This is a genomic window from Streptomyces sp. XY431 (assembly GCF_001279805.1).
GTDB classification, from domain to species: domain Bacteria; phylum Actinomycetota; class Actinomycetes; order Streptomycetales; family Streptomycetaceae; genus Kitasatospora; species Kitasatospora purpeofusca.
Window position 1 is genome coordinate 42,995 of the sequence record NZ_LGDO01000525.1, and the last position, 23,175, is coordinate 66,169.

16 protein-coding genes are annotated in these 23,175 nt (G+C 75.8%); 5 read left to right on the forward strand and 11 right to left on the reverse strand.

The window, feature by feature from the left end:
* Positions 1-97: 97 nt before the first annotated feature.
* On the reverse strand, positions 98-745 hold the full coding sequence (locus tag ADK60_RS40470; RefSeq protein WP_045939075.1) for a PadR family transcriptional regulator: 648 nt from the start codon (positions 743-745) through the stop codon (positions 98-100).
* Between the two features lie 137 nt (positions 746-882).
* Here ADK60_RS40470 and ADK60_RS40475 point away from each other — a divergent pair, with 137 nt between their 5' ends.
* Positions 883-1,854 (forward strand): endonuclease/exonuclease/phosphatase family protein, encoded by a 972-nt coding sequence (locus ADK60_RS40475; RefSeq protein WP_063783420.1) that lies wholly within the window; start codon positions 883-885, stop codon positions 1,852-1,854.
* A 6-nt stretch (positions 1,855-1,860) separates the two neighbouring features.
* Here the strand turns inward: ADK60_RS40475 and ADK60_RS40480 are convergent, their stop codons facing one another.
* From ADK60_RS40480 to ADK60_RS40495, 4 genes are all read right to left on the reverse strand, one after another.
* Complete coding sequence (locus ADK60_RS40480; protein WP_053652021.1) at positions 1,861-3,141, reverse strand: PP2C family protein-serine/threonine phosphatase; 1,281 nt, start codon at positions 3,139-3,141, stop codon at positions 1,861-1,863.
* A 190-nt stretch (positions 3,142-3,331) separates the two neighbouring features.
* Complete coding sequence (locus ADK60_RS40485) at positions 3,332-6,604, reverse strand: ATP-dependent helicase (protein ID WP_053652055.1); 3,273 nt, start codon at positions 6,602-6,604, stop codon at positions 3,332-3,334.
* Positions 6,605-6,719: 115 nt separating this feature from the next.
* Positions 6,720-10,232 carry an ATP-dependent DNA helicase gene (locus ADK60_RS40490; RefSeq protein ID WP_079009106.1) on the reverse strand — a complete coding sequence of 1,171 codons (3,513 nt, stop codon included), beginning with the start codon at positions 10,230-10,232 and terminating at the stop codon, positions 6,720-6,722.
* Between the two features lie 83 nt (positions 10,233-10,315).
* Complete coding sequence (locus tag ADK60_RS40495; protein WP_053652023.1) at positions 10,316-10,663, reverse strand: MGMT family protein; 348 nt, start codon at positions 10,661-10,663, stop codon at positions 10,316-10,318.
* A gap of 134 nt (positions 10,664-10,797) precedes the next feature.
* Between ADK60_RS40495 and ADK60_RS40500 the strand changes: the two genes are divergently transcribed.
* Positions 10,798-13,548, forward strand: a complete 2,751-nt coding sequence (locus ADK60_RS40500) for a flippase-like domain-containing protein (protein WP_234371490.1) — start codon at positions 10,798-10,800, stop codon at positions 13,546-13,548.
* A 107-nt stretch (positions 13,549-13,655) separates the two neighbouring features.
* On the opposite strand, the gene moeZ is transcribed toward ADK60_RS40500, so the two are convergent.
* From moeZ to ADK60_RS40525, 5 genes are all read right to left on the reverse strand, one after another.
* Positions 13,656-14,834 carry an adenylyltransferase/sulfurtransferase MoeZ gene (gene moeZ, locus ADK60_RS40505; protein WP_045939070.1) on the reverse strand — a complete coding sequence of 393 codons (1,179 nt, stop codon included), beginning with the start codon at positions 14,832-14,834 and terminating at the stop codon, positions 13,656-13,658.
* A gap of 273 nt (positions 14,835-15,107) precedes the next feature.
* Entirely contained in the window at positions 15,108-16,109 is a 1,002-nt protein-coding gene (locus ADK60_RS40510) for an NAD-dependent epimerase/dehydratase family protein (protein WP_045939069.1), read from the reverse strand.
* A 124-nt stretch (positions 16,110-16,233) separates the two neighbouring features.
* Entirely contained in the window at positions 16,234-17,367 is a 1,134-nt protein-coding gene (locus ADK60_RS40515; RefSeq protein WP_053652024.1) for a hypothetical protein, read from the reverse strand.
* On the reverse strand, positions 17,367-19,196 hold the full coding sequence (locus ADK60_RS40520) for a DUF3492 domain-containing protein (protein ID WP_053652026.1): 1,830 nt from the start codon (positions 19,194-19,196) through the stop codon (positions 17,367-17,369). Before ADK60_RS40520 ends, ADK60_RS40515 begins: the two co-directional genes overlap by 1 nt.
* Positions 19,197-19,620: 424 nt before the next feature.
* A complete protein-coding gene (locus ADK60_RS40525) occupies positions 19,621-20,571 on the reverse strand; it encodes an alpha/beta fold hydrolase (RefSeq protein ID WP_053652028.1) in 951 nt (316 codons plus the stop codon).
* Between the two features lie 234 nt (positions 20,572-20,805).
* On the opposite strand from ADK60_RS40525, the gene ADK60_RS40530 reads away from it, so the two are divergent.
* From ADK60_RS40530 to ADK60_RS40540, 3 genes are all read left to right on the forward strand, one after another.
* On the forward strand, positions 20,806-21,468 hold the full coding sequence (locus ADK60_RS40530) for a TetR/AcrR family transcriptional regulator (RefSeq protein ID WP_045939064.1): 663 nt from the start codon (positions 20,806-20,808) through the stop codon (positions 21,466-21,468).
* A 131-nt stretch (positions 21,469-21,599) separates the two neighbouring features.
* On the forward strand, positions 21,600-21,827 hold the full coding sequence (locus ADK60_RS40535; protein ID WP_030392940.1) for a DUF3107 domain-containing protein: 228 nt from the start codon (positions 21,600-21,602) through the stop codon (positions 21,825-21,827).
* A gap of 163 nt (positions 21,828-21,990) precedes the next feature.
* Positions 21,991-22,353 (forward strand): hypothetical protein, encoded by a 363-nt coding sequence (locus ADK60_RS40540; RefSeq protein WP_053652030.1) that lies wholly within the window; start codon positions 21,991-21,993, stop codon positions 22,351-22,353.
* A 42-nt stretch (positions 22,354-22,395) separates the two neighbouring features.
* Here ADK60_RS40540 and ADK60_RS40545 read toward each other — a convergent pair whose 3' ends face one another.
* Positions 22,396-23,127, reverse strand: coding sequence for a ferritin-like fold-containing protein (locus ADK60_RS40545; RefSeq protein ID WP_045939062.1), 732 nt, complete (start codon positions 23,125-23,127; stop codon positions 22,396-22,398).
* Positions 23,128-23,175 lie beyond the last annotated feature (48 nt).

The window sequence follows — 23,175 nt, forward strand, 5'->3', positions numbered from 1 at the left end:
CGGTGGTTCGGGTCAAAGCCGGTTCGGGTCGGGCCGGTTCTGGTCGGGCCGGTTCTGGTCGGGCCGGTTCGGTTCCGGCCCAGTGGCACGCGGGGTGTCAGGCCTTGCTGCGGCGGCGGCCGAAGCGGGCGGGCGCGGCGGCCGCGCCGTCACCCGCCCCGGCGGCGCGCTTCTCGGCCGCGCGGGCCTGCTCCGCCTCCGCGTGCTGGGCGAGCCGGGTCTCGCAGTGGTCGAGCCAGCGGACCTCGGCCTCGGTCTGGAAGATCAGCTGTTCGAGGACGAGCAGCCAGGCGAGGTCGGCGCCGGGCTGCTCGGGCCCGCCGGGCCGGCTCTCGCCGGTCAGGGCGCGGGCCTTGAGCCGGGTGTAGTCCTGGAGCGCCTTGATGCTGTGCCGGCGCTGGCCCTGGACGACGGCGGGCACGTCGACGCCCGGCACGGTGACGGCCATGGCGAGCTTGATGGCGAGCTCGTCCCGGGGCGGGTTGGTGCGCGGCACCGGGGTGTCGAACCAGGTCCGCAGTTCGGCGCGGCCGGCTTCGGTGGCCTCGTAGAACTGGTGGCCCTCCTCGTCCTCCCCGGCGGGGACGACCAGGCCGTCGCGTTCCAGTCGGGCCAGGGTGGTGTAGACCTGGCCGACGTTCAGCGGCCAGGTGGCGCCGGTGCGCGCCTCGAACTCGGTTCTCAGCTGGTAGCCGTAGCGCGGCCCCTGGTCGAGCAGGGCGAGCAGGCCGTGGCGGATGGACATACCGAGTATGTATACCCGGTATGCTCGACGGGTCAAGCCGGGACCCCACGGGGCGCACCCGCGGAGAACCCCGGCCAGGACCCCCGGGACGGGAGCCGACGCGGGCGGGCCGACGTCGACCGGTAACGTCGTACCGCGTGAGCCAGTTGCGCATCGCCACCTTCAACCTGCTGCACGGCCGGCCGCTGGCCCCCGACGGCACCCCGCGGCCCTTCCCGCCCGACCCCGCGGGACCGCTCGCGGAGGCGGTGGCCGCGCTGGACGCCGACGTGCTGGCCCTCCAGGAGGTGGACCGGCACCAGGCCCGCTCCGGCGGCACCGACCAGGCCGCCGTCGCCGCCGCCGCGATGGGCGCCGCCGACTGGCGCTTCGCCGCGGCCCTGCACGGCCGCCCCGCCCCGGTGGCCGGCTGGCTGCCGGAACCCTCGGCGCCCCCCGGGATCCAGGTGTACGGGCCGGCCGAACTCGGCGCGCAGGCACCGCCCGCCTACGGCACCGCGCTGCTGACCCGGCTTCCGGTGCTGCACTGGCGGGCCCGCCGGTTCGCGCCGGCACCGTTCGGACTCCCGCTGCGGGTGGCCGGACGGCGCGGACTGACACCCGTTCCGGACGAGCCGCGCGCGGCGCTGGCGGCGGTACTGGAGGGCGGCCGGGGGCCGTTCACGGTGGTCGCGGCGCACCTGTCGTTCGTCCCGGGCTGGAACATGGCGCAGCTGGCGGCGATCCGCCGGTGGATCGCCGACCTGCCGCAGCCGTACCTGGTGCTGGGGGACTTCAACCTGGTGGGCGCGGTGCCGCGCACGGTGCTGGGCGGGGCGAGCGCGCTGGAGCGGTCGGCGCCCCGGGCACGGGTGCGGGAGCTGCGGGCGGCCCGGCGGGCCCGGCCGGCGCTGGTGGAGCCGCGCCGGCGGCGGGTGCGGGAGCCGCGGGCGCGGCTCCAGGGCTGGTACGACCTGGCACGCACGCCCACCTACCCCTCGCACCGGCCGGCGGTGCAGTTCGACCATGTGCTGGCGGTCGGGGTGCCGCGGACGGCGGTGGGACCGGCGACGGCACCGCGCACGGTGGTGTCGGACCACCGCCCGCTGGTGGTCAGGGTGTCGCTGTAGCGGATCTCACTGCCGGGACAGGTGCGCGTTCTGCTGCGGAACGTGCGGGACGGACGGGGTGCGCGGGGCCGGCGGGGCGGGCTGCCCGCCGGGATCGGCCGGGGCCCGGGCGGCTGCGGCAGCGGTGGCGGTGACGGGCCGGTCGGTGACCGGCGGCGGGTCGTACTGGAGGAGCAGCATGGCGGCGTCGTCGCCGAGCTGGCGTCCGACGTGGCGCACGACGTCCTCGTGCAGGCGGCGCAGCACCTCCACCGGTCCGCCGTCGGCGTGCCGGGGGAAGCGTTCGGCGAGCGGGTAGAAGACGCCGGCCCGGTCGCGGGCCTCGATGACGCCGTCGGTGAAGAGCAGGACCCGGTCGCCGGGGCGGAGCGGGACCCGGTGGACCGGGGGCCGGACGTCGGCGGGGTCGAGGACGCCGAGCGGGGGCACCGTCTCGGCGAGTTCGAGCGGACGGACGGCCTCGCCGCCGCGCAGCAGCAGCGGGGCGGGGTGGCCGCAGTTGACGATCTCGGCGGTGCCGTCGGGGCCCACGCCGATGAGGACGAGGGTGACGAACTCCTCCTCGACGCCGGGGTGGTCGTTCTCGTGCAGGGCGCGGTCGAGGCTGTCGGCCAGCCAGCCGGCGACCTTGTCGAGGGCGGCCTCCTGGTGGGCGGCCTCACGGAAGGCGCCGAGCACGGCGGCGGCGGTCTCGACGGCGCCGAGGCCCTTGCCGCGAACGTCGCCGACGACGGCGCGCACGCCGTGCCGGGTGTTGACGACTTCGTAGAGGTCACCGCCGATCCGGGCGTGGGCGGCGGCGGCCGCGTAGTGGACGGCGGCGCGGACGGTGCCGACCCGGTCGGGGACGGGGCGCAGCAGGACGCGCCGGGCGATGGAGGCGACCAGCTGGGCGTCGGCGAGGAGGCGCTCCTGGCGCAGCCTCAGGGTGGCGCTGACCCAGCTGATCACGGCGACGAGGACGATGGCGAAGACGGTGGCACTGTGCACGGACTCGCCCAGCACGTCGTTGTGCACGGCCATGGCGAAGGCGGCGACCTCGGTGCAGGCGCCGATGGCGAGGGGGTACCAGGTGCGTCGGCTGACCACGGCGGCCAGCGCGGGGACGGCGGTGAGCGCCGGTTCGACGGTCACCGCGGCGTCGGTGAAGTAGTCGAGGACGACGACCAGCGCCATACCGATGAACGGCAGCGACAGTGCCGTCCTCGGCCAGGTGCCGGTCGCGCCGGGTGCGGTTCCCGGGGTCGGCCCGGCGAACCGTTCTCTGATCCATCCGGTCGCGCTCAACTTCGGTTCTCCAGCAGAAGACGCGGATGCCCGAGGGCACCTGCGGTGATGACTGAGGGTTAGGGAATACGGGCCTCGCTGGCGGCCGGAGCACGGGGGTTGACCGGTTACCGACCCCACAATAGGCGCGAAACGTGCACTACGCACAGGTTTCGCCCGATGCCGTGATGACTTGAATGCTCTCTGTGACTCATTCTTCACTGTTCCCGATCAGGAGCCGTTCCAACTCTTTTCGGTCGGGAAGTCCTGCGGGTTGTTCGATCCGGCCGCTCCGGACGTACAGGAACGAGGCCGTGACCTGCTCCGGCGGAACGCCGGCCTGTTCGGCCCACGCCAGTCGGTACACGGCGAGTTGGAGCGGGTCGGCGGTCTCCTCGCGGTGCGTCTTCCAGTCCACCACTTCGTAGCGTGACGCGCCGCCGATTTCTGACCCGTCGTCACCGTCACGGTAGACCGCGTCGATCCGGCCGCGCACCACCCGGCCCGCCAGCACCAGTTGGAACGGCGCCTCGACCCGCAGCGGGGTCCGGCCGGCGTACGGGGAGCGCAGGAACGCCTCCTTGAGCCGCTCCAGGAACGCCTCCTTGAGCCGCTCCAGGTCCTGCTCGTCCTCGATGCCGTCGTCGTCGGCGCCGGGCAGCGCGCCCGGGCCGATCAGCATCAGCGGTTCGATCCGCGACTGCACCCAGGCGTGGAAGCGGGTGCCGCGCCGGGCGGCGGGCTGCGGCGGGCGGGGCATCGGGCGGGCGAGGTCGTGCGCGAAGCCGTCCGGGTCGGCGGCCAGCCGCATTAGCTGGGTGGCGGAGAGCGAGGCCGGCAGCGGCACCTCCCGAACCCGGCCGCGGGAGCGCTCCAACTCGCCGATCAGCGCCGTGAGGTCGCGGTCCCAGGACTCGACCAGCCGGCGGTCCTCGGGCGCCATCGGCCCCGGGTCGGGGGCGGGCTGCCCGGCCAGCCGCCGGTGCACGACCTCGGCCACCCGGCGGCGGGCCTGCTGGGCGGCCGGGTCCAGCGGCAGCGGCCAGGGGCGTTCGACGGGCGCGGCGAGCGCCGGGTTCTCGGCGCCCTCCGCGGGCGGCTCGGCCCAGACGTCGATCTCGCCGTTGCCGGGGAGCTCGGCGTGCTCGCGGAGCTGTTCCAGGAAGGCGGAGGGGCCGCGCGGGGTCTTCTGGCTCGGCCCCCACCAGTGGCCGGAGGCGAGCAGCAGGGCCCGGGGGCGGGTGAAGGCGACGTAGCCGAGGCGCAGTTCCTCGGTGGCGGAGTGCTCGGCCAGGGCCGCCCTGAACTCCTTCACGGCCTTCGCGTTCCAGTCGCCCCGCAGATCGGGCAGGGTGGCGGCGTCGCCGCGCAGGGCGTGCGGCAGGACCCGCTTGGCGCTGGTCCAGCGCTCGCGCGGGGTCGAGGACGGGAAGGCGCCCTTGACCAGGCCGGGGACGGCGACCACGTCCCACTCCAGACCCTTGGACTTGTGCGCGGTGAGGACCTTGACGGTGTCCTCGCCGCCGGGCAGGCCGGCGTCCAGGCCCCGGTCGTGCTCCTGGGCGGCGCGCAGGAAGCCGAGGAAGGCGGCGAGGCCCGGGTCGCCGTCGAGGTCGGAGAAGGAGGCGGCGACGTCGAGGAAGGCGTGCAGGGTCTCCCGTCGGCGGGCGGCGAGCGCGTGCGGGGAGGCGGCGAGTTCGACCTCCAGGCCGGTCACGGCGAGCACCCGGTGCAGCACGTCCATCAGCGGTTCGGCGAGCGAGCGGCGCAGCTCCCGCAGTTCGCGGGCGAGCCGGGCGAAGCGGATCCGGGCCTCGGCGGAGAACGCCGGGGCGTCCGGGTCCTCGGGCTCCTCGCCGTCGAGGAAGCTCTCCAGGGCGTCGGCGAGCGAGACCACCTCGGTGGGGTCGGTCTCGGCGACGGCGGCGGCGAGCGGCTCCACGCCCTCGGGGCGCGCGGTGCGGACGAGTTCGGCGGCGCGCCGGCCGAGCAGCGCGAGGTCGCGCGGGCCGATCCGCCAGCGCGGGCCGATCAGCAGCCGGACCAGTGCGGCGTTGGCGGTCGGGTCCTGGAGCACCTCGCACACCGCGACCAGGTCGGCCACCTCGGGCAGGTGGAGCAGCCCGCCGAGGCCGACCACCTCGACCGGCACCTCGCGGGCGACCAGCGCGGCGTGCACGTCGGGGAAGGCCGCGCCGCCCCGGCACAGTACGGCGATCCGGCCGGGCGCGGTGCCGGTGCGCACCAGGTGGGCGATCCGGTCGGCGAGCCAGTCGATCTCCTCGGTGTGGGTGGGCAGCAGCGCGGCCCGCACCCGGCCGTCGAGTTCGGCGCCGGGGGCGGGGCGCAGCGCCTCGACGCCCTCGTGCATGGCGCGCAGCGGCGCGGCGAGACCGTTGGCGAGGGCGAGCAGCCGGCCGCCGCTGCGGCGGTTCTCGCTGAGCGCGTACCGGTCGGCGGGGGTGCCGTCGGCGGCGGGGAAGTGGCGCGGGAAGTCGTCGAGGTTGGCCACGGAGGCGCCGCGCCAGCCGTAGATGGCCTGGCAGGGGTCGCCGACGGCGGTGACGGGGTGGCCGGGGGCGGGGCCGTCCGGGCCGGCGCCGAACAGGCCGGCCAGCATCAGGCGCTGGGCGACGGAGGTGTCCTGGTACTCGTCGAGCAGGACCACCCGGTACTGGTCCCGCAGCAGGGCGCCGACCTCCGGACGCTGCTGGGCGAGCCGGGCGGCGGCGGCGATCTGGTCGCCGAAGTCCATCAGGCCGGCGGCGCTCTTGCGGCGCCGGTAGTCCTCGACCAGGCGCAGCAGCTCCAGCCGGGCCCGGGCGGTGGCGGGCACCGCCCGCAGGTCCTCGTTGCTGAGCCGGACGCCGGCCAGGGCGTCGAGCAGGTCCTCGTCGTGGGCGCGCAGCCGCTCGGGCGTGACCAGGTGCTCGGCGAGTTCACCGTCGAGGGCGATGAGGTCGGCGACCAGGCCGGTGAAGGTGCCGGTGAGGGCGGGGAACGGGCCCCGGGCGGTGCGCAGTACCTTGGCGGCGAGCTGGAAGCGGGTGGCGTCGGCGAGCAGCCGGACGTCGGGCTCGATGCCGATGCGCAGGCCGTGCTCCTTGAGGAGGCGGCCGGCGAAGGCGTGGTAGGTGGAGATCTCGGGCTCACCGAGGTCCTCGCCGTGGGGGCCGGCAGCCCAGCCTTCCTCCGCCGGGGGCTGGGCGACCCCGGCCTGGCGCAGGGCGGCGCGGACGCGCTCGGCGAGTTCGCCGGCCGCCTTGTTGGTGAAGGTGAGGCCGAGGACCTGCTCGGGGCGGACGGCACCGGAGCCGACCAGCCAGACGACCCGGGCGGCCATCACGGTGGTCTTGCCGGAGCCGGCGCCGGCGACGATGACGGCGGGCCGCAGCGGGGCGCCGACGGCCGCGATCTGCTCCCGGTTGAAGGGAATGCCCAGCAGCTCCTTGAGCTGGTCGGGATGGCTGAGCACGGCGGTCACCACGCAACGGTAACGGGGGCCGCCGACAGCCCGGGCGCCGCTGTGGCGACGGCCACGTGTTGCGAGGGCCACGCGGGGCGGCCGCCGCCCCGGTCGCGGGGGCGGAAGGACGGGTCTACTCGACCACCTGGACGCCCTCGCGCTGGGCGGAGCAGCTGCGCCGGAAGGTGCAGCGGTCGCAGCCGCCGCCGGTCTGCGGGACGAAGCGTTCGGCGAGGATCCGCCCGGCGGCGTCGGCGAGCAGGTTCTCGATCCACGGCTCGCCGTCGGGCGGGTCCTGCCGCTGCACCTTGGGCGCCTCGGGCACGGCCTTGTCGGGCTTGCGGAGCTGGACGAGTTCGGCGCCGCCGGACTCGGCGGCGGTGGCCGGGTCGAAGCCGGGCAGCCCGTTGAGCGCGCCGGAGCGGACGGCGAGCTGGTAGACGGCGAGCTGCTTGTGGTCGGGCAGGGACTTGTCGGTGGGCGTCTGCTTGCCGGTCTTGAAGTCGACCACGTAGGCGCGGCCGGCCTCGTCCTGCTCGACCCGGTCCATCGAGCCGCGGATCCGCACCTGGACGCCGCCGGCGTCGAGGGTGACGTCGAAGCCGTGCTCGGTGGCGACCACGTCCCGGCCGCGGGCCATGACGTGCCAGGTGAGGAAGCGCTCCAGGGCGTCGCGGGCCTCGGACTTCTCCTGCTGGGACTTCCACGGCGCGTCGAAGGCGAGGGCGTCCCACACGGTGTCCAGGCGTTCCATCAGGACGGCGAGGTCGGCGGGGGTGCGGCCGGAGCCGACCTCGTCGGCGAGGGCGTGCACGACGTTCCCGAAGCCCTGCGCGGCGGAGGAGGTGCCGCGGGCCTTGACCTCCTTGTCGAGGAACCACTGGAGCGAGCAGCTCTCCAGCTGTTCCAGGCCGCTGCCGGAGAGCCGCACCGGCAGCGCGGCGTCGCGCAGCGGGGCGGGGGCGGCGGTGGGGTCGTCCAGGCCCCACCAGGCCTCGGGGCGGGCGGCGGGGACGAGCGGGCGGTCCTCCTCGTCGGTGGCGAGGGCGAGGGTGGCGAGCCGTTCGGCGGCGGCGCGGCGCAGCTCGGGCGAGCGGGCGGGGTCGACGGTGACCGCGCGCAGCTCGGCGACCAGCGCGGGCACGGCGAGCGGACGGCGCGGGCGGTGGGTGACGTCCTCGACGGTGACGGCAGGGGTGCGGCGCAGCACCCGGCCGGTCCTGGGGTCGACCTCCTCGCGGTAGAGCTCGCGCAGGAAGCGGGACGGCTGGTCGCCGTCGTCCGCGGGGGCCTTGACGGCGGTGACGACCAGCCGGTCCTTGGCCCGGGTGGCGGCGACGTAGAAGAGGCGGCGTTCCTCGGCGAGCAGGGCGGCGGGAGTGAGGGGTTCGGCGAGGCCGTCGCGGCCGATCCGGTCGGCCTCCAGGAGGGAGCCGCGGCGGCGCAGGTCGGGCCAGAGGCCGTCCTGGACGCCGGCGACGACGACGAGCCGCCACTCCAGGCCCTTGGCGCGGTGGGCGGTCATCAGCCGGACCGCCTCGGGGCGCACGGCCCGCACGGTGAGGGTGTCGGCGGCGATGTCCTGGGCCTCCAGCTCGGCGAGCAGGTCCAGGGCGCCGCGGTGGCCGGTGACCTGCTCCTCGGCGCGGGCGGCGGTCTCGAAGAGGGCGCAGACGGCGTCGAGGTCCCGGTCGGCGTTGCGGCCGGCGGCGCCGCCGCGCAGGGCGGCGCGCTCCAGGCGTTCGCGCCAGCGGCGGGAGCCCTCCCACAGCTGCCAGAGGGCGTCCTCGGCGGTGCAGCCGCCGGCGAGGGCCTCGCGGACCTTGCGCAGCAGGCTGCCGAGGGCGTACGCGCGGCGGGCGTAGGGGGTGTCCAGAACGGCGAGGCGCTCCGGTTCGGCGAGGGCCTCGCGGACCAGCTCGCCGGCCGGGCGGGGAACGGCGGCGGCCGGGGCGGCGACAGTCGGGGCAGGGGCGGCCGGGGCGGCGGCGCCGTCGTCCTCGGCGGCCGCGCGGGCCCGCTCGGCGTCCCGGGCCAGCGCGGCGGCCTCGGCGCGCAGGGCGGCGCGTTCCTCCTCCCGCAGGGTGCGGCCGAGGCGGCGCAGGTCGGCGCCGTCCAGGCCGCCGAGCGGACCGGTGAGCAGGGCGTGCGCGAGTTCGGTGGTGAGCGGGTCGGGCGTACCGGGGCCGGCCCCGTCGTCCTCGGCGGCGTCCCGGCGGTCGCGGACCGCCTGCTCGGCACAGACCCGCAGCGCCAGCAGCAGCTGGGCGACGGCCGGCTCCTCGCGCAGCGGCAGGTCGTCGCCGTCGATCTCCAGCGGCACCCCGGCCGCGCCGAGCGCCCGCCGCACCCCGGGGATGGACCGGGCGCCGGCCCGGACCAGCACCGCCATCTCGCCCCACGGCACGCCGTCCTCCAGATGGGCCCGGCGCAGCAGGTCGGCGACCGAGTCCAGCTCGGCGCCGGGGGTCGGGTAGGTGCGGACCTCGACCCGGCCGCCCTCCCGCGCGGGCAGCGGGGCGCGGTGCTGGGCGAGCTTGTCGCTGGGCAGCCGGCCCATCGGCATCCGCCGGGTGAGTTCGCGGGCGGCGGCGAGCAGCACGGCGCCCGAGCGGCGGGACACCCGCAGCACCTTGACCTCGGCGGGGCGGCCGTCGGCGTGCCGGAAGGTCTGCGGGAACTCCAGGATGCCGTTGATGTCGGCGCCGCGGAACGCGTAGATGGACTGGTCCGGGTCGCCGACGGCGATCAGCTCGCGCCCGCCGCCGGCCAGCCGCCGCAGCAGCCGGACCTGGGCCGGGTCGGTGTCCTGGTACTCGTCGACGAAGACCGCGTCGTAGCGCTCGCGCAGGCTCCGCTCGACCTCGGGGCGTTCGGCGAGCAGCACGGCGCGGTGCACCAGCTCGGCGTAGTCGAGGACGCCGCGCAGGTCGAGGACGTCGAGGTAGTCGGCGAGGAAGTGCGCGGCGGCGGCCCAGTCGGGGCGCCGCACCCCCTCGGCGAAGCGGGCCAGCTCGGCCTCGCCCAGCCCGAGCTCCCGGCTGCGGGCGAGGACGGCGCGGACCTCGTCGGCGAAGCCGCGAGTGGTCAGACAGGCGCGCAGGTCGAGCGGCCAGGCGATCCGGGAGCGGCCGCGCCGGGCGTCCTCGGCGCCGCCGGCGAGCAGCTCGCGGACCATGACGTCCTGCTCCGGGCCGGAGAGCAGCCGCAGCGGCTCGGCGTAGTCGGCCGGGTCCTGGTGGGCGCGGAGCAGGGCGTAGCAGAAGGAGTGGAAGGTGGTGGCCTGCGGGGCGGCGGCACGGGCGCCGGCGGCGGTGGCGGAGAGCCGGCCGGCCATCCGGTCGCGCAGCTCCACGGCGGCCTTGCGGCTGAAGGTGAGGACGAGGATCCGCTCGGGATCGGTGCCGTTCTCGATCCGCCGGGCGACGGCCTCGACCAGCGTGGTGGTCTTGCCCGTGCCGGGTCCGGCGAGCACCAGCAGCGGACCGCCCGTGTGCTCGACCACGGCGCGCTGGTAGGCGTCGAGTTCGGGCGGTACGGGCGGTACGAGGGGGCTGCGCACCAGACGGTAGGGGGAGCTCACGGACGTCCTGGGGGTCGTGCTCGGCAACTGCGGGCGGGCCCCGTCGAGGGGCCCGTCGTACATCGAGCCTACGATCCTGCCCCGTCATTCCCGTCCGCGCACGTGATTCCGCCCGATCCGGGCCCGCCCCGCCGGTACCGGCGGAGCTAGGCGCTGCCGTCCCAGCGGGCGCGCCGCAGATCGACCCGGGGCGGGTCGGCGAGCTCCCGCAGCGGGGTGCCCTCGTCGCCGTAGTGGCCCAGGGCGCGGTGCTCGTGGCCGGGCAGCAGGCGGCCGTCGGCGCGGACCACCCGCCACCAGGGGACGGCGCCGCCGTACAGGGCCATCACCCGGCCGACCTGCCGGGGCCCGCCCTGGCCGAGGTACTCGGCGATGTCCCCGTAGGTCATCACCCGGCCGGGTGGAATCCGCTCGGTCAGGTCGAGCACGAGTTCGGCGAAGGGAGGCAGCTCGCCGTGGCCGGCCTCGTCGGGGGCGTCCGTCACCTGCGGCATTCTTCCGCATCCGGCCGGACGACGGGGCCCGTGCGAACGATCCGCCGCGCCCGATCCGGCCCCTGTCCAGCGCGGGGCGCCGAGGCATGCCACCATCTTCGGGGCGGTGAGTGGTGATACGAGGACAAGACCAGATGACCGGGACGGCTGACGTGGGTGTGGACGAGGGCTCCGACGAGTCCTCCGCCAGCATGCCCGCAGGTCGCGGCGGACAGCCCGCCGCCGCGCCGTCACCGGAAGTCTCCCTGATCAAGGAACGGACGATCAAGAGCCCTCAGCCGGCCGGCCCCGAGACCGGGGCGCCCGCCGCCGTACCCAGCCAGCCGCCCGCGGCCGACCCCGGACCGGGCGCCGTGACCGACGGCACGGAGGCCCCGGCCCCGCGCCCCGGGCACGATCCGCTGGACGACACCCCGCACCTGGATGTCGACGAACCGCTGCTCGCCGCCCGCGCGCACCGTCCCTCGGACCTCATCCGCTTCCTGGCCGGCGTCTTCGGCATCGTCGCGGTGTTCGTGCTCGCCGGTGTGGCGACCTCGACCACCACCGGCATCGAGATCGACATCGCCGAGAACGCGCCCCGCTTCTCCCCGGTGCTGTCCACCATCACCGGCCTGGTCTCCAACGTCGCGGTGCTGGCCGTGCCGCTCGCCTTCGCGGTCGAGCGGCTGATCAAGCGCGACGGGCTGCGGGTCGCCGACGGCGTGCTCGCCTCGGTACTGGCCTACGGCGTCTCGCTGGGCATCGACTGGTGGGTGGCCGAGGGCGCCTCCGACCACATCCGGGACGCGCTGACCCGCTTCCCGCTGGACTCCGTCGGCACCCTGACCGATCCGGTGCACGGCTACCTCGCCCCGGTGATCGCCTATATGACGGCGGTCGGGATGTCGAGCAGACCGCGCTGGCGGGTCGCCCTGTGGGTGGTGGTCGTGTTCAGCGGCATCACCGAGCTGCTCGGCGGCTACACCACCCCGCTGTCCCTGCTGCTCACCGTGCTGATCGGCTGGTCCGTCGCCTACGGCACGCTCTACGCGATCGGCTCGCCGAACATCCGGCCCACCGGGCAGCACCTGATGATCGGCCTGCGCAAGGTCGGCTTCACCCCGGCCAGCGCCCACCGCGCCCCCGACGCCCCCGGCGGCACCCGCCGCTACCTGGTCGCCCAGCAGAGCGGCCCGCCGCTGGACGTCCACATCGTCGACCGCGAGCAGCAGGCCTCCGGCTTCTTCTACCGGGCCTGGCGCCGGCTGCGGCTGCGTTCGGTGGCCGTGCGGCGCAGCCCGCAGTCGCTGCGCCAGGCGCTGGAGCAGGAGGCGCTGATCGCGTACGCGGCCGCCGCCTCCGGCGCCCGCGCCCCGCAGCTGGTCGCCACCTCCGAGCTGGGCCCGGACGCCGCGATCCTGGTCTACGAGAACGTCGAGGGCCGCACCCTGGACGACCTCGCCGACGAGGAGGTGACCGACCAGGTGATGGCCTCGCTGTGGGAGTCGGTCGCCGCCCTGCACGAGCGCCGGATCGCGCACCGCCGGCTCACCGGCGAGTCGCTGCTGGTCGTCGACGGGAAGACGGCCTGCCTGGTCAACCTCTCCGGCGGCGACATCGCGGCCACCGACCTCACCCTGCGGATCGACGTCGCCCAGCTGCTCACCACCTTCGCGCTGCGGATCGGCCCGGAGCGCACGGTCGCCACCGCCAACGCGGTGCTCGGCGCCGAGCGGGTCGCCCAGGCGCTGCCGCTGCTCCAGCCGGTCGGGATGAGCCGGTCGACCCGGGTCGACCTGAAGAAGCTCGGCAAGGAGCGCAAGACCGCCGCCCAGGCCAAGGCCCTGGAGCAGGTCGCCGCCGGCGAGCGCACCCAGGAGCAGGCCGAGGAGGACATCGCGGTCGCCGGCGAGGACCTGCTCAGCCGGATCCGCGGCCAGATCCTGCAGATCGCGCCCGAGGCGCCGATGGAGCCGGCCAGGCTGGAGCGACTCAAGCCGAAGAGCCTGATCATGGTGATCGCGTTCGCCTTCGCCGCCTATCTGACCCTGACCACCGTCAAGCCGGCCCAGCTCAAGCTCTCCCAGATGGACTGGGCCTGGGCGGCGGTGGCGCTCGCCGCGGCGGGCTTCTCCTACGTGGCCGCGGCGATGAGCCTGACCGGCTTCGTCCCGGAGAAGCTGCCGTTCCGCCGGACCGTGGCCGCCCAGATCGCCGGTTCCTTCGTGAAGCTGGTCGCCCCGGCCGCGATCGGCGGCATCGCGCTGAACACCCGCTACCTGCAGAAGGCGGGCATCCGCTCCGGCCAGGCGGTCGCCTCGGTCGGCGCCTCCCAGCTGGCCGGTCTGACCGGGCACCTGCTGCTGCTGTTCAGCTTCGGCCTGATCACCGGCAGCCAGACCAACGGCGACCTGTCCGCCTCCCGCGCGGTGATCATCGGCGTGCTGAGCGCGGCCGTGCTGGCGCTGGTGGTGGCGGCGGTCGCCCCGCTGCGGCGGTTCGTGCTGAACCGGCTGCGCTCGCTGTTCTTCGGCGTGGTGCCGCGGATGCTCGACCTCATGCAGACGCCCAGCAAGCTGGTCACCGGCTTCGGCGGCATCCTGCTGCTGACCCTGTCGTTCACTGCCTGCCTGGACGCCTCGGTGCAGGCCTTCGGCGGCTCGATCTCCTTCTCGGCGGTCGCCGTGGTCTTCCTGACCGCCAACGCGGCCGGCTCCGCCATCCCCACCCCCGGCGGCATCGGCCCGGTCGAGGTCGCCCTGATCGGCGCGCTCACCGTCGCCGACGTGCCGGCCGCCGTCGCCACCCCGGCGGTCTTCCTCTACCGGGCGCTCACCTTCTGGCTGCCGGTGGTCCCGGGCTGGATCTCCTACAACGTGCTGCAGCGCAAGGGCGCGCTCTAGCCACCCCTTCCGGCGGGGCACCGGACAGGGCTCCGGACAGGGCTCCGGACGCGGAAAGGGCCCGCCGGAGCGGGCCCTTCGCGGTGGTCGGTTGCTGCGCGGTGCGGTCAGTAGACCGGCTTGTGCGGCTCGATCTGGTTCACCCAGCCGAGCACGCCGCCGCCCAGGTGGACGGCGTTGGAGAAGCCCGCCGACTTCACCACGGCCAGCACCTCGGCCGAGCGGACGCCCGACTTGCAGTGCAGCACGATCTTCTTGTCCTGCGGCAGCTGCTCCAGCGCGTTGCCCATCAGGAACTCGTTCTTCGGGATCAGCACCGCGCCGGGGATGCTGACGATCTCGTACTCGCCGGGCTCGCGGACGTCGATCAGGAAGATGTCCTCCTGGTCGTCCTGCCACTGCTTGAGCTGCTTCGAGGTGACCGTCGAACCGGCGGCCGCGGCCTGCGCCTCCTCCGACACGACGCCGCAGAAGGCCTCGTAGTCGATGAGCTCGGTGACGGTCGGGTTCTCGCCGCAGAGCGCGCAGTTCGGGTCCTTGCGGACCTTCACCTGGCGGTAGTTCATCTCCAGGGCGTCGTAGATCATCAGCCGGCCGACCAGCGGGTCGCCGACCCCGGCCAGCAGCTTGATCGCCTCGGTGACCTGGATCGAGCCGATCGACGCGCACAGCACGCCCAGCACGCCGCCCTCGGCGCAGGACGGGACCATGCCCGGCGGCGGCGCCTCCGGGTAGAGGCAGCGGTAGCAGGGGCCGTGCTCGGCCCAGAACACGCTCGCCTGGCCGTCGAAGCGGTAGATCGAGCCCCACACGTACGGCTTGCCGAGCAGCACCGCGGCGTCGTTCACCAGGTAGCGGGTGGCGAAGTTGTCGGTGCCGTCCACGATCAGGTCGTAGCCGGAGAAGATCTCCATGACATTGGAGTTGTCGAGGCGCTCGTCGTGCAGGATCACCTCGACGTAGGGGTTGATCTCCTTGACCGAGTCCCGCGCCGACTCGCCCTTCGAGCGGCCGATGTCCGACTGGCCGTGGATGATCTGCCGCTGCAGGTTCGACTCGTCGACGACGTCGAACTCGACGATCCCCAGCGTCCCGACGCCGGCCGCGGCCAGGTACATCAGCGCGGGCGAGCCCAGACCGCCGGCGCCGACACACAGCACCTTGGCGTTCTTCAGCCGCTTCTGCCCGGCCATGCCCACGTCGGGGATGATCAGGTGGCGGGAGTACCTGCGGACCTCGTCGACGGTGAGCTCGTCGGCCGGCTCGACCAGGGGTGGCAGCGACACGGGTTCTCCGTTGCTCGTCGGTTCGGGTGGCCGGGGCCAACCTCTTGGGGCTTGTTGCTCCGCCACCGCGGTGGCTCTGCTAGGCCAACAGTGTCACGCCGCCCCGGTATTCCGAGACAGCCCGTCCGAAGGACGAGACGGGCCGCACCGGATGGTGGGACCACGCACCGGGCCCCGGAACGGTCGCCGCGGACCGCTCCGGGGCCCGGAAGCAACGGGTTCCCGGTGCCGCCGCCGCCCGGACCGGCCCGGACCGCGGCGGCGCCCCCGGACTCAGACCCGGCAGGCCGTCTCCAGCCAGACGTCCCCCAGCGACTCCTCCAGCGGCACCTGTGTCCGCCAGCCGAGACGGTCCCGGGCGGTCCGCACATCGGCCTGCCGCCACGGCACCGGCTCCCCCGACGGCGCCCGCCCCTCGCCCGGGCGGGGCTCCGCCGGCCGGTGGCCGGGCAGGTGGTGCGCGGGCACGTGCCCCGGCAGGTGCTCGACCGGCCCGCCGGCCTGCGCGGGCAGGACGACCTGCCGGTTCTCCTCGACCACCGACCCCTCGAAGCCGGACGCCCGGACCAGCAGCTGGGCCGCCTCCCGGGCCCGGACGGCGTGCCCGCTGCCAATGTTGATCACCCCGGTCGCGGCCGAGACCGCGGCCGCCTGGATCGCCCGCGCGACGTCCCTGACATCCACGAAATCCCGGTATCCGGACAGGTCCGGCATCCGCACCTGGGACTCCTCGCGCTCCAGCGCCCGCCGCAGCCCCTCCGCCAGCCGCCCGAACAGCGAGGCGGTCGGCGCCCCCGGGCCGACCACGTCGAACACCCGCAGCACCGCGGCGTCCAGCCCCGAGGCCAGCACCAGCTCCGTCCCGGCCAGCTTCGACACCCCGTACGGGCCCACCGGCCGGGGCTCGGCGCTCTCCGACACCGGCACCCCGCCCGGCACCGGCCCGTACTCGGCCGCCGAACCGACGTGCACCAGCCGGGCCGGTTCCCGGCTGCGCCGGATCCCCTCGCAAACGGTCGCCACGGCGAGCGTGTTGGCCCGGATCAGCGTGCGCGAACTGCCGTAGGTGGCACCCGCGCAGTTGATCACCACCTGCGGCGCGACCGCGTCCAGGAACCGGGCCAGCGCCCCGGGACTGCCGGTGGTCAGGTCGAAACGGATGTCGGCGGAGTCACGCCGGCCGAGTACGGTCACCTGCAGTTCCGGATCCACGAGCAGGCGATCGGTGACCCGACGGCCGATGAAGCCGTCGGCGCCCAGCAGCAGCACCCTCATCGGGGGGCGTCCTTCCACGAAGCCAGACCGGGCACGGTCTGGCGGGTCCGAGTGAACAACGGGAAAGCGGGAGTTCCAGGGGTTGTCCGACGACCGCCGGGGGCCGTCCGGGCCCGGACGGCGGTCAGCGGTGCGCATCGGGGCGGCCCAGCACCGGCCACGCGTACAGCAGCAGGGCCAGGGCCACCGCGCCACCGCCGAGCAGCCCGGCGGACGGCGCGGGCGGCGCCGCCGTGCCCGCCGCTCCGGCCAGCGCGCCCAGCGCGGCCGCCGCGGGACGGCCGCAGCGTGCCAGCAGCACGGGCAGCACCAGCAGCAGGCCGAGCACGCCCTGTGCCGCCCACTGCGCGGGCTCGGCGCGCTCGGCCGCCAGGTGCAGCAGCCCGCCGCCGTGCGCCGGGCCCGGGCGCGGCGCGAGCGCGGTCAGCACGGCCAGCGCCGCGAAACTCAGCACGGCCAGCACCGCCAGGTGCAGCGCCAGCGCCACCGGGAGCACCGGCCGCATCCGGGACCTGAACTCGGCCAGCGTCGCCGCCGCCCCCAGGTGCCCCCGGCCGACCTGCCGGTACCACCGGGCCGCCCACTCCGCGGACCCGGTGGACAGCGCCGCCGCCAGCACCAGCGCGGCCGTCACCCGCCGTTCCTCCGGCCCGTCGGCCGCCACGGCCAGCGGCACCAGCAGCAGGGCGGCCAGCCCGGCCCCCCGCGCGGCCGGATCCCACCAGCGGCGGGTCCCGGCGGGCGGGCCCGTCCGCCCGTGCTCCGGTCCGGCCGGGCCCAGCTCCGCCTCCGGCCCCTCCCCGGGCCCCGGCCCGACCCACGGCACGGCGGCCGCACCGCCCGCTCCGGCCGTCCCGGCGGCGGCCGGGACCAGGGCCAGCGGAACGGCCGCCACCAGCAGGACGGGTCGGCTCCCGCCGAGCGCGGCCGCCGCCGCGCACGGGAGCACGGCCAGCCCCGCCGTCCGCAGCGCCGCCCCGCGCCGCCGCTGCCGGCCCCCGGCGGGCTCGGCCGGCTCCGCCGAGGGCGGCCGGCGCGGCACCCGGGCGTACAGCTCCTCGGCGAGCGAGAACAGGTCGGCATGCCGGCACCGGGCGGCGGCGGCCGGTCCCAGCCCGGCCTCCGCCAGCCCGGCGGCGATCTCCAGCGGGTCCACGGCCCGTTCGCAGAGCACCCGGTGCTCGGCCATCACCTCCCGGACCGGGTCACCGGACCCGTCCGCGAGCCCGACGGCCGCCGCTCCCCCGCCGCCCGCCATCAGACCGCCTCCGCGAACGACCCGGCCCGGTCCGGCGCCTCGCCGGCCGCCGGCATCCGCCCCCGCGACAGCGCCACCACGGCGCCGGCCCCGTCCGCCCGGTCGGCGGTGCCGCCGTCGTCGGTGCCGTCGGTGCCGGTGCCTTCAGTGCCGGTGCCGGTGCCTTCGGCCGTCCCCGGGTCCGCCGTCACGGGGACGGCGGCCGCCGGAACGGCCTCCCCCGGCGCGGTGTGACGGCGGTCGGTGATCCAGTACTCGGCGGGGCGGGCGAACGGCCGGGGCCGCGGGCCGGCACCGGCGTCGGGCGCGGCGGCCGGGAAGGCCGGCCACTGCGAGACCAGCTCCAGGTAGATCTCCCGGAAGGCACCGGTCACCGGCTCGACGGCGAAGCGTTCCTGCGCCCGCAGGCGGCCGGCCCGCCCGAGCCGGGCCCTGCGCTCGCCGTCGCGCAGCAGGGCGAGACAGGCTCCGGCCAACGCCTGCGGGTCGCGCGGCGGCACCAGCAGCCCGGTCGGGCCGACCACCTCGCGGGCCACCCCGACATCGGTGCTGACCACCGCGCGGCCGCTCAGCATCGCGTCGGCCAGCAGGCGGGGGCGGCGCTGGGAGAGGGCGGAGAAGACCACGACGGTGCCGTCCGCCCAGGCGTCGGCGGCCGAACGGGGCCGCCCGGCGAACTCGACCGCGTCGGCCACCCCGAGCCGTTCGGCGACGGCCGCGCAGTGCGCCCGGTAGCCGGGGACGGCCTCCTCCCCGTGCACGACCAGGCGCGCGGCGGGCAGTTCGGCACGGACCCGGGCGAAGGCGTGCAGCGCGAGTTCGGGGTCGCGGCCCGGCTCCAGGGCGCCGGCCCAGACCAGGGTGGGGGCGGCCGGTTCGGGGCCGGCCGCGGGCCGCTCCACGGCCGGGGTGCCCTCGTACACGACCCGGGTGCGCGCCGGATCGGCCCCGCAGCGGCGCTGCCACTGCTGGTCGTGGGCGCTGCCCGGGGTCAGTATCGCGGCCTGCCGGTAGGTCTCCTCGGTGAGCGCCCGGAAGAAGGCGAGCAGCAGGGCCCGGACCGGCCAGCGGTAGGGGGCCTCGCGGTAGCCGAGGTACTGCTCGCGCAGGTGCAGTCCGTGCTCGGTGACCACGAACGGCACCCCGTGCAGCTGCTTGGCGACCAGCGCGGGCAGCGCGGCCGGGCCGCCGCCGCCGACGTGGCAGAGGTCGGCGGCGCCGAGGCCGCCGGGCGCGGTGCCGTACCAGGGGGCGGAGAGCGGCCGCAGGCACTGTTCGAGCAGGTCGGCGGCGACCAGGACGTCGCAGACCAGCGGCTGTCCGGCGGAGGTGTCGGCGCCGGGCGAGCGCCAGACCCGCTCCAGGACGCGCCGGGCCCGGTCGGAGACCAGGAAGGCGGGCAGCCCGCCGTCGGCGCGGGCGAGTTCGGCGAGCCGGTAGAGGCCGGGGCCGAAGCCGGACCGCTCGCCGGGGCGGAGCAGGGCCCGGACCAGCCGGTCGTAGGCGGCGGCGTACTGACGGCCGCGCAGGGCGCCGGGCGCCCGGCCCGCCGGGCGGCGCCCCCAGAGGGCGAGTTCGTGGATCGCGGGCCGGGCCGCGTCCTCCGGGCCGGCCCCGGCGGCTCCCCCGTCCGTTCCGGCCGTCCCGGCAGTCCCGGCAGCCCCGTCCGTTCCGGCCGTCCCAACCGTCCCGGCCGTCCCGGCCGTCCCGGCGAGGACGTACCAGGCGAAGTCGTGCTCGCGCAGGCCGTCCACCAGCCGGTCGCACCAGCCGCCGGCGCCACGCGGGGAGCGCGGGCGCACACCCTCGGTGAGCAGTGCTACGCGCACGGGAGACCTCCAGGACAGAACGGGATCGACGGATGGCCGGGCCGAGCGGGCGGTGCCGGCCGTACGGGCCGGTCGGCGCCCGGCCGCCCCACGGCGACGCGTGCGGCGCGTACGACGTGGGGGCGGCCCGGGGCGGAGGAGGTGGTCCGCCGCAGACACGGCGGCCCGGACCGGTGGCCGCCGTCGGCCGCCACCGGCCGTCGGCGTCCCTCGCGCGGCCGCCCTCCGGGTTCTCCGGCGGCCGCGGCTCCCCCACACCTGTTCGGTCCGACAGCAGAAAGGTAGGACCGGCCCGGGGCAATCCATCGGTCACATGCCTGGTTGCCACCTGAACGAGTGAACCGGAGTGACCTCTTCCCGATCATGGCGTTAACGGCGGCCCCTCACGGGGTAACCCCCGCCCCACCACGACGGGGGGTGGACGTCAGGCCCGGCCCAGCAGCTCCTTCACCGCCCTGGCGACCGCGTCGGGGTGCTCCATCATCGCGACGTGCCCGGAGTCCGGCAGCACCAGCAGCCGGGAGTCCGCGAAGGCCGCGCAGGCCCGGCGGGCGGAGCGGTAGGAGACGAGCTTGTCCCGCAGCCCGTACACCAGCAGCACGGGTGCGGTCACCCGGGCGGCCTGCCGCCACAGCGCCTGGTCGCCGCGCTCGGTGTAGGCGGAGACGATCCCGCGCGCCGAGCCCACCAGGGCTCCCGTCGCCCAGGGCAGCTCGGTCCGCCGCCGGTACTGGGCCACCGCCTCGGCCCGTTCGGCCGGGCTCAGGCTGTCCGGGTCGCCGTAGACGAGCCGGAGCAGCCCGTCGGCGGCCCGCTCGGGTTCGCGCGCACCGGCCGGGCGCCGGCGCAGCAGCGCGGGGAAGCCGGGGACGGCGAGCAGCGCGGTCGGCCAGGCGGAGCGCTGCGGGGGCAGTTCTGGCAGGGCGGGCGAGACCAGGGTCAGGCTGCGGACCAGGTCGGGTCGGAGGGCCGCGAGCCGGACCGAGACCGCTCCGCCGAGCGAGTTGCCGAAGAGGTGGACCGGCCCCCGGCCGGATGCCTCCAGGTAGCCGACGACGGCCCGGACATGGCCGGAGAGGCCGAGGTCGCCGTCGGCGGGCGGGGCGGATTCGCCGAAGCCGGGGAGGTCCACGGCCTCGCCGTCCAGGTCCCCGCCGAGCCGCGCCATCAGCGCGTTCCAGTTGGCGGCGGAGCCCCCGAGCCCGTGCACGAACAGCGCCGGCGCCCGTCCGCCGGCCGGCGCGGGAGCGGTCGGAACGGCGCCGGGGCCGGTCGCGGGCCGGTGCACGGCCAGGACCGCGCCGGGCACCTCGACGGTGCGGAAGGGCTCCGGGGAGACGGGATCCGGGAGTATCTGCTGCTCAGCACCGCTCATGGTGGACGATGGTAGTGAGCCGGTGCCGCCGCTGCCCCCCGGCGGCCCGGGGCCGGAAGGTCTCCCCATTCACCGGTCCACAGCACTGCCGACGGCCGTGGTGCGCGCCGTATTGTGGGCTCCTGACAAGGGGGACGGCCGCTTTTCTCGCGCCCGGCAAGCGCGAACGCGGTTACCCGAAAGTAGAATCGGCCATCTTGCCGACCCCGTACGACCCGTGAAGTGAGGAGCGCCGTGACGGCCATCCAGGAGGCGCAGGAGCGCCCGCGCGGTGCCCGCCTGCCGCGAAGCGCCCGCCGTGAACAACTGCTCGGTGCCGCCCAGGAGGTGTTCGTCGCGCAGGGTTACCACGCGGCCGCCATGGACGACATCGCCGATCGTGCCGGGGTGAGCAAGCCGGTCCTCTACCAGCACTTCCCCGGGAAGCTGGAGCTCTACCTGGCGCTGCTGGACAAGCACTGCGACGCCCTGGTCGAGTCGACCCGCGAGGCGCTGGAGACCACCACCGACAACAAGCTCCGGGTGGCGGCGACGATGGAGGCGTACTTCAACTACGTCTCCAGCGAGTCCGGCGCGTTCCGGCTGGTCTTCGAGTCGGACCTGACCAACGAGCCGGCCGTGCGCGAGCGCGTCGAGCGGGCCGCCGAGGCCAGTGCGACGCTGGTCAGCACGGTGATCCAGGAGGACACCGACCTGCCGGAGGCGGAGTCCAAGCTGCTCGCCGCGGGCGTCTGCGGCCTGGCCCAGATCACCGCCCGGTACTGGCTGTCGCAGGGTCTGGAGATCCCGCGCGACGAGGCGGTCCGGCTGGTCGCCAGCCTGGCCTGGCGCGGGCTCAAGGGCTTCCCGATGCACCCGCACGCGGAGTCCGCGGACGGGCCCTCCGCCGACCGGTGATCCACTGACCTTCGTCTGGGCACCGATCCGGTGCTCTATGGTGAAGCCGTACGGCGCGGTAGACGTGAACGCTTGTCCCAGGCGGTCCGGTGCCGCGCGTGGATGGCTGCAACCCCGGAGGGACGGAAGCCGTGGAGGTCAAGATCGGCGTGCAGAACGCGCCGCGCGAGATCGTGATCGAGAGCTCGCAGACTGCCGAGGAGATCCAGAACGCGATCGCCAAGGCGCTGGAGGGCACCGAGAAGCTCTTCACCCTGGCCGACGAGCACGGGCGTCGCGTCATCGTCCCGGCGGACCGCCTGGCGTACGTGGAGATCGGCGAGCCGGCCGTGCGCAAGGTCGGCTTCGGCACGCTCTGAGCCCGACGGGCCTCGCCCGGTGCCCCGCTCCCTCGGTCGAGGGGGCGGGGCACCGTCGTTCCCGGGGCGGGCGGTGCGGACGGGGTGTACGGGCGGGAGGCCCGGGGTACGGCGACAGTGCGGCCGACCGCGCGCCGCGCACCGGTACCCCGGGGAGGCATCCTTGCTGGTCGAGACCGTCGCCTTCGCCCTCGTCGGCCTGATCGTCGGCGCCGCCGCACTGCTGTCGCTGCCCGCGTACTTCCCGGCCGGCCGGGCGCTGACCCTGGGCACCGCCCTCGGGTCGGCGCTGCTCACCGGGGTGATCGCGCACTTCACCATGGATGGCCGGTACCCGGCGGCGAGCATCGCGGTCTCGGCGGTGGCCTCGGCCCTGCTCACCTCGGTGCTGGCCCGGCCGGACCTCGCCGCCGGACGGGCCCCGGCGCACCGGCACCGCCAGCACCGGACGGGCGGGCACCGGACGGGCGGGCAGCGGACGGGCGGGCACCGCGCGGGTGCGCACCGGCGCCACCGGCCCGCCTGAGCGCCCGGGGCCGCCCGGCGCGGCCGGGGTCGGGAGCCGCGGTCAGGAGGCCAGGCCCAGGGCGGCCATCCGCCGGGTGTGCGCCTCGGTGATCCGGTTGAACATCTTGCCGACCTCGACCAGGTCGAAGCCCTGCACCTGGACGCCGCCGACCAGCAGGTTGGACAGCGCGTCCCGCTCGGCGACCACCCGCTGGGCCTGGCTGAGCGCCTCGCCCATCAGCCGGCGGCCCCACAGGGCGAGCCGGCCGCCGGAGCGCGGATCGGCCTCGATGGCCTGCCGGACCTTGTCGACCGCGAACTGCGCGTGACCGGTGTCGGACATCACGCCGAGCACCAGCTCACGGGTGTCGTCGTCCAGCCGGACGGCCACCTCGCGGTAGAAGTCGGTCGCGATGGCATCGCCGACGTACGCCTTGACCAGGCCCTCCAGCCAGTCCGAGGGCGCGGTCATCCGGTGGAACAGCTCCAGCGGCTCGACGAACGGCCGCATCGCCTCCTCCGGCTCGGCCCCGATCTCGGCGAGCCGGTCGTGCAGCCGCTGGTAGTGCTGGAACTCGGCGGAGGCCATCCGGGCCAGCTCCGCCTTGTCCGCGAGGCCGGGCGCGAGCTTGGCGTCCTCGGCGAGCCGCTCGAAGGCGCTCAGCTCGCCGTACGCGAGGGCGCCGAGCAGGTCCAGTACGGCGGCCCGGTACGCCGGTTCGGCCGAGCAGGTCGCCCAGTCGCCGATCGAGCCGGCCGCCACGTCGTCCTGCGTCTCACCACGGTTCTCCATGACCCGCCACCTTAGTCCCGGTCCGTCCCCGGGCACCTCACCCACCTC